This window comes from Geobacillus sp. WSUCF1 (assembly GCF_000422025.1).
GTDB lineage: Bacteria > Bacillota > Bacilli > Bacillales > Anoxybacillaceae > Geobacillus > Geobacillus zalihae.
The window spans coordinates 1-6,392 of the sequence record NZ_ATCO01000058.1; the positions used below are offsets into that span (position 1 = coordinate 1).

At 52.7% G+C, this 6,392-nt stretch carries 8 protein-coding genes and 1 pseudogene; 3 read left to right on the forward strand and 6 right to left on the reverse strand.

The window, feature by feature from the left end; translation table 11 throughout:
* Positions 1-74: 74 nt before the first annotated feature.
* The 6 genes from I656_RS09710 to corA form a co-directional block, all read right to left on the reverse strand.
* Positions 75-842, reverse strand: coding sequence for a hypothetical protein (locus tag I656_RS09710; RefSeq protein ID WP_015374329.1), 768 nt, complete (start codon positions 840-842; stop codon positions 75-77).
* 119 nt (positions 843-961) lie between these two features.
* Complete coding sequence (locus tag I656_RS19075) at positions 962-1,960, reverse strand: diguanylate cyclase (protein WP_235048607.1); 999 nt, start codon at positions 1,958-1,960, stop codon at positions 962-964.
* Complete coding sequence (locus tag I656_RS19080) at positions 1,905-2,162, reverse strand: two-component response regulator (protein WP_020754656.1); 258 nt, start codon at positions 2,160-2,162, stop codon at positions 1,905-1,907. The genes I656_RS19075 and I656_RS19080 overlap by 56 nt, the downstream gene beginning before the upstream one ends.
* A gap of 16 nt (positions 2,163-2,178) precedes the next feature.
* Positions 2,179-2,589 (reverse strand): hypothetical protein, encoded by a 411-nt coding sequence (locus I656_RS19085; protein ID WP_235048608.1) that lies wholly within the window; start codon positions 2,587-2,589, stop codon positions 2,179-2,181.
* 171 nt (positions 2,590-2,760) lie between these two features.
* Positions 2,761-3,411, reverse strand: coding sequence for a glycoside hydrolase domain-containing protein (locus I656_RS09705; protein WP_015374328.1), 651 nt, complete (start codon positions 3,409-3,411; stop codon positions 2,761-2,763).
* Positions 3,412-3,487: 76 nt separating this feature from the next.
* The gene (gene corA / locus I656_RS09700) at positions 3,488-4,486 is read right to left on the reverse strand and encodes a magnesium/cobalt transporter CorA (RefSeq protein ID WP_033005298.1); all 999 of its coding nucleotides are present in this window, start codon (positions 4,484-4,486) and stop codon (positions 3,488-3,490) included.
* 189 nt (positions 4,487-4,675) lie between these two features.
* On the opposite strand from corA, the gene I656_RS19090 reads away from it, so the two are divergent.
* The 3 genes and pseudogenes from I656_RS19090 (at position 4,676) to I656_RS09695 (ending at position 6,214) form a co-directional block, all read left to right on the forward strand.
* Positions 4,676-4,819 (forward strand): hypothetical protein, encoded by a 144-nt coding sequence (locus I656_RS19090; protein WP_020754660.1) that lies wholly within the window; start codon positions 4,676-4,678, stop codon positions 4,817-4,819.
* The gene (locus tag I656_RS19095; protein ID WP_235048609.1) at positions 4,806-4,904 is read left to right on the forward strand and encodes an IDEAL domain-containing protein; all 99 of its coding nucleotides are present in this window, start codon (positions 4,806-4,808) and stop codon (positions 4,902-4,904) included. Before I656_RS19090 ends, I656_RS19095 begins: the two co-directional genes overlap by 14 nt.
* Before the next feature lie 153 nt (positions 4,905-5,057).
* Positions 5,058-6,214: pseudogene (locus I656_RS09695) on the forward strand (aminotransferase A).
* Positions 6,215-6,392 lie beyond the last annotated feature (178 nt).

Consider the following 6,392-nt stretch of genomic DNA (forward strand, 5'->3'; position numbering starts at 1 on the left):
TATTTACGCTTGTGAGGGAAAATCAACAAATCAGTGATTTTTGCACATCTTTGTGCAGGAAACCGTATTGCTTGTCAAGTACATGTTGTGGTGAAGAGCCAATATCCGTAAGGCTTCTCCGTTTGAGGAAAAACAGGATTGAGCCGCCTTCCCTGTTCAATCACCAGTCCTCTAAAGGAGCACAAATGCTGCTTGAGCCTCTCCGCTTCAAGCGGCATGCCGATTTCCGCCATCGCCTTGAGCGCGCGAACGCGAAGCTCCAACTCATCGGATGCCAACAGCTCCAGCAAAAACGACCGCTCCTCGCGCCGGCGGATGCCGATCATATCCACGAACGCGCATTTCCCCGCCCGCGTCAGCTCATCAAATCGCTGTTCCACCTGTCGAAGCAGCCGCTCGCTCATATGGCCAAAAATAACTCGGTACGCAAACTCGGTCAATTCATATTTCGGCTCAAGCACGTAGGCCACCACTGAGCTATAGTCAAATCGGGCGAAAATCGTCAACAGTTTTGCTTCTTCTCCTCTCGTCACCCGGTCGGAGAGGTACAACCGCTCCATCTCCGGCAGCATCGCCTTCATCTGCAAATCCTCGATCAGAAACAGTGCGTTCATCCGCTCGCTCCAATCCCGGCTTGACAACCGGCGGCGCAGCCATCCTTGAAAATGCTTTTCCGCCAATGTTCGGATTCTCTCCTGCACCTTTTCTCCTTTCAAGAGCGAAGCGAAATGGTCAAGAAGCTCCATCATCGCCTCACGCTCAAGCGGCGAAGACGGCAACGGCAGCTCTTCCTCTTCGCCGAGCACATAACGAAACAGCGGAAGATGGAACCGCTTCTTCAAAACCCTGATCTCTGCCTGGCGTCTATTTTCCCTCCATTTTCGCACCACCAAATAGAGAAAGAGGTTTACTAACAGTGCAAGGAAAACAATCGTTGCGGCTAAGGCAGAAAAAAGCGCCATCACTCCTCCAACTCCTTCAACAGCCGGCGCAGCCGCGCCTCAAGCTCAAGCCATTTAAACGGCTTTGTCACATACTCGTCCGCTCCTCGGTTCAGCGCATGGGCAATATCCCGCTCATCTTGGCGCGACGTCAGCATCATCACCTTGTATGGCTTTCGCTCTTGACGGAGGCGGTTCAGCACTTCAAGGCCGTCCATTTTTGGCATCACCCGATCCAAAATGACGACAGATTGCCGCCCGCTTTGATAAAACGGAGATTCGAGAAACGAAAGGCCGTCGCCAAACTCGTAAATGTCTGCTTTCCTCCCCTGTTCATTGACGAGCTTGCGGACAAGATCAGCAATCATCATCCGCACGAGTTCATCGTCGTCTACGATGGCAATCGCCCATCGCCGCCGATCCGTTGATGCTTGGCTTGGGGCCTCATCCGAAAAACCGCTTTTCTCACGCGCCGCCTCTTCGATCCGATTGCCGCCGCCTCGTTTCGCCGCATACAGCGCCTTGTCGGCCAGACGCAGCCAATAGTCAAGCGGCCGATCCGGTTCATCGCACTCAACCAGGCCGGCGGAAAACGTACATGATAGGAGTGCGCCATCCGCTTCGACTTTTTCGGCGGCGAACTGGCGTTGCAGCCGCTCAAGCACTGCACGAGCCTCGCTTTTGGACGTTTTGGCCAGCCAAACGACAAACTCTTCGCCCCCCAAGCGAACGACCGTATCCACTCCACGTGTATGTTGGCGCAAAAAGGCAGCCAGCTTTTGCAATACCGCATCGCCTGCAAGGTGGCCGAAACGGTCATTGACTTGTTTGAAATGGTCCAAATCAAGCAACGCCAAACAGCTTGGCGCTCCGTAACGCTCGAGGTCGCTCCGAAGGCGGGCGTATACCCGCGGCAAATACTTCCGGTTGTACACACCTGTCAATTCGTCAATGAGCACAAGGTCATCGATTTTTCGTTTTTTTTTCAATGAGCCGGCGAACGCGAACGAACAGCTCATCTGCCGCTGGGGTGGTGATGACATCATCCGCGCCAAGCTCATAACCTTTCAACCGCCCCTCTTTGCCCTCGTCTCTCCTTACAATGACAACAGGAAGATAGGGGCGCTGTCCGGCGCGCTCAAGCAAAACCGTCAAGTCCGGATTCTCCCACTCTCCCTCCTTCACGCTGACGATGATGCAATCCGGGCTGAGACGAAACATCGACGCGGCCGCCTGCTCAAGGGAGGGAATCGTCGTGAAACGCCATGGCACGGTTTGCAGCGCCGCGGACGTAAGCAAAAAACAGGGGATCATTTCCACAGAGGAGAATCGCTGCTTTCGGCCCTTGGCGGTGCGAAGAGGGAATGGCGGCAGAAGCCGCTTCCCCGGCTTCATAGAAGCAGCGAAGGAGAGAAACCATCTCCATCAGCGCCTCCTCCGCTGTCCATTGCCGTTTTGTTTGGCCGTTCAATCGATGAATGAGCCGCTCTGCTTCAGCAGCGATGTCGCTGCGACCAATCACCGCCGCCGTCCGGCCGACAGCATTGAAAAATCGGGCCAATTCCCCACCGTCAAGCGGCGGCCCCGCCCTCCATCGTTCGTATTGTTCATGGATGCGATCCAACAACGAGGCGACAGATCGATCCATATTCCCTCTCCTTTCGATCATCGTTCCGTTTTTCCCAACCGACTGACATCCTCCTTTTTTCCTATTACTAATATAATCAATCCAAGCAAAAAAATTAAAAGAAAAGACGCGCAACAGCCAACAATTCTTTAGCCGCATAAAAAAGCCGCTGCCTTTTTGCAACGGCTTTGTTCAATACAAAAAGTCCAATAGGCGTCGGTCAGCTAAATTCGTGTCAACCGGGCAGACTTCTGCATCACGTCCGTACTGCCACACCCAGACATTCGCGCTGCAAGGCGGGGCAGCCGGCTGATAGCGCGGCGCTTTCTGCTCTTTCGTCGTTCCCGGCCTTGGTGCGGCGCTCCAAATGACCGCCTGCACCGCCACTTGGTTGTTCCGGCTGACCGCCTCGCAATAGGCAGCGGCGAAATCCCCTTTCGTCGGGTCCGCGTACAGCCCCGGCCGGTATCCGGTCGGATAGAGCGTTTCCACCCAAGCAGCGATCCAAGCGGCATCCACAGCGAAAAAGTCTTCGATGTTGGCAAACAGCAGTTTATTTTTCGGAATGCCGAGCCGCCGCGCATGGAACACCGCGTTGCGCGCCGCCACCTGACCGTTCGCATAGCCGACCGCTTCGCGGAAGGCGTTATAAATCGGCAGCACCTTCACGCCATAGTTGCGGATGCGGGCGATCTCGTCGCGTGTCAACCCTTCGGACACGTTCGGCACTTCCGACAAATAACGGCCCCAAAATTTCGGATAGCCAAGCTCCGTCCGCACGCATTGAAACAGCTGATCCGTTACGGCTTGCGCCGAGTCGACGCCCCAAATTCCTCTTGCCATCGGTTCCCCTCCTTCGCGCTTACGCTGCCGTCATGATGTAATTATGTATATGAGGGGAACAGCCCGTTTTATACGGCTACTGGCGGCGCTCTCGCTCCTCCTTCGCCCAGTCTCCTTTCAACAACTGAAACCAACCGTTGCGCTTAAACCAGACGAACATCGTCATGCCGATCACCGCCATGGCGGCCAATACAACAAAGTATCCGTACTTCCAGTGCAATTCAGGCATATAATCAAAGTTCATCCCATAAATGCCGGCAATAAAGGAGAGCGGCATGAAAATGGTCGTAATGGCTGTAAATGTCATCATAATATTGTTCATTCGATTCGAGTTGAGCGATAAATAGCTGTCGCGGATATCCGCGGTAATTTCTCGGTTTGTCTCAATCATTTCCGACAGCTTCAGCAAATGATCATAAATGTCATGAAAGTACAGCTGCCGTTCTTTCATGCGCTGCAGCCGGTCGGAGTGGATGATGCGGTACAACAAGTCGCGCATCGGCACGATCGTTCGGCGCAGCTTCGATAAATCACCGCGAATGTCAAACACTTTTTCAATAATGTCGTGAATCGGTTCATTGTTCGTATTCTCCTCTAAATCGTTCAGCACGTCTTCAATATGGTAAAGCGGTGGAAAATAATCATCCACAAGCTTGTCGATCAGCCGGTACATGACGTGAAACGGCCCCTGCTGAACATCTTCTTCATGCTTCAATCGCTCCCACACCTCGTCGACGGCATGAATCGGCGACTTATGAAACGAAACGATGAAGTTTTGCCCGACAAACAAATCGACTTCCTCAGCCTCCAGCGTCATCCCGGCAATGGCATGAAGCACAACAAACAAGTAGCGGTCATAAAAATCGAGCTTCGGCCGCTGCACATATTCGAGACAGTCTTCAATCGCCAGTGGGTGAAAACGGAAAAAGGAGGCGAGCAGCGCCGATTCCTCATCCGTCGGCTCATGAAAGTCAACCCAATACCATGAGACATCCGGGCTGTTGACAAGCGTTACGTCAACATCATACAAAATCTCAAATTCTTTTGTCACGACACACGTGCGAATCATCGCCATCACCTTTGCCTTGTTCTCCTCTTATCATAACCGAAAAACTGTTAAGCCCCAACAAAAAACGGGTATAAAAATCATGTAGAGAAAAAATTGACAAAAAATATTTATCTAAATTTTCTTTACATTAGCATCAAAAACGACGATAATATAAGAAAGGGAACTGTTTCGTTCCCATATGGGAGGGACTGAATCATGTACGAAAAACAATACCCGAATGAAGGCACCGTTTTGTTCAACCAGCCGGAAGAAAAAAGCAGCTACGGACCGATGGCCGAACAAGTGCTGAAAGAAGCGATCTTCCAGTTTCAAAGAAAAAAAACTGATGGAACAAATTGATGAAGCGCTCGCGGCCGGTGACAAGCCGTTGTTTTTCAAGCTTTCCGCCCAATATAACGACCTGTTGAAAAAATACGGCGCGTAAAAGGAGCGAACGAAGTTGGAAAGTGAATCGTCGATGACCGAGTGAGCCCCATTTCCGTTTGTGGGAACCATCCGGACGGAAAGGGGCTCATTTTTGTTTTTTCGTTTTCCTCGCCAATGGTACAATAGAAACAAAAAAGAAAGGTGGACAACCGTGAAACACCTCATTCAACCACGTGTTCAAGCCATTCAGTTATCAGGCATCCGCCAATTTTTCAACCTTGTCGCCGACCGGCCGGGACTTGTTTCCTTGACGATCGGCCAGCCTGATTTCCCAACGCCCGATCATGTCAAAGCAGCCGCTCAGGAGGCGATCGCCGCCGATTTCACGACGTATACAGCGAACGCCGGCCTGCTGGAACTGCGCCAGGCGGCTTGCCAATTCGTCGCTGACAAGTACGGCCTTCGCTACACGCCGGACGAAGTCATCGCCACCGTCGGCGCCAGCCAAGCGCTTGATATCGCATTTCGCACGATTTTGGAGGAAGGGACGGAAGTGCTTCTTCCCGCACCCGTCTATCCTGGCTATGAACCGCTCATCCGCCTGTGCGGAGCGAAACCGGTGTACATCGACACAAGGCCAAACGGTTTCCGTCTCTCGGCTGAGCTCATTGCGCCTTATTTGACGGAAAAGACGCGCTGCCTCGTTCTTCCATACCCATCAAATCCAACCGGGACGGCGCTGTCAGCCGAAGAGCTTGAGAACATCGCTTCCCTTTTGAAAGGACGGCCAATTTGGATCGTTTCCGATGAAATTTACAGCGAGCTCGTTTACCACGGACGCCATCACTCGATCGCCGAGTGGCTGCCGGAGCAGACGATCGTCATCAACGGTTTAAGCAAATCGCACTCCATGACCGGTTGGCGCATCGGGTTTGTCTTCGCTCCAGCGTTCGCCGTTGAACAAATGGTGAAAGTGCACCAATACAGCGTCTCGTGCACGTCATCGATCAGCCAAAAAGCGGCGGTGGAGGCGCTGACCGCCGGCAAAAACGACGCCGAGGTGATGCGCGCCGCCTACGCCGAGCGGCTTGAGTATGCTACAGTCGTCTCACCGCCATGGGGCTGCCGGTTGAGAAGCCGGATGGAGCCTTTTACTTGTTTCCGTCAATCGCCGCCTTTGGCATGTCTTCGTTTGATTTTGCCCTCGATGTCGTCGAAAACGCCGGCGTCGCCCTCGTTCCCGGCAGCGCCTTTTCTGAATACGGTGAAGGCCATGTCCGCCTGTCGTACGCTTATTCGCTCGATGTGCTCAAAGAAGGGCTTGACCGGCTCGAGCGGTATATCCAAACGAAGCGCCGCAGACCGTAACGGTTTTCAAAAATCGTATCGGTTTAGGCCGCCATGCCCCCATAAGAAAAAGGCTGCTGGCTCTTCACCACAACATGTACTTGACAAGCAATACGGTTTCCTGCACAAAGATGTGCAAAAATCACTGATTTGTTGATTTTCCCTCACAAGCGTAAATAGGGTATGTTCAGAAAAAATC

Bases quoted from the DNA above. Each gene is read 5' to 3' on its own strand.
- corA (WP_033005298.1), bottom strand. From the start codon at position 4,486: ATGGCGATGATTCGCACGTGTGTCGTGACAAAAGAATTTGAGATTTTG.
- I656_RS19085 (WP_235048608.1), bottom strand. From the start codon at position 2,589: ATGGATCGATCTGTCGCCTCGTTGTTGGATCGCATCCATGAACAATAC.
- I656_RS19090 (WP_020754660.1), top strand. From the start codon at position 4,676: ATGTACGAAAAACAATACCCGAATGAAGGCACCGTTTTGTTCAACCAG.
- I656_RS19080 (WP_020754656.1), bottom strand. From the start codon at position 2,162: ATGTTTCGTCTCAGCCCGGATTGCATCATCGTCAGCGTGAAGGAGGGA.
- I656_RS19095 (WP_235048609.1), top strand. From the start codon at position 4,806: ATGGAACAAATTGATGAAGCGCTCGCGGCCGGTGACAAGCCGTTGTTT.
- I656_RS09705 (WP_015374328.1), bottom strand. From the start codon at position 3,411: ATGGCAAGAGGAATTTGGGGCGTCGACTCGGCGCAAGCCGTAACGGAT.
- I656_RS19075 (WP_235048607.1), bottom strand. From the start codon at position 1,960: ATGAGCTGTTCGTTCGCGTTCGCCGGCTCATTGAAAAAAAAACGAAAA.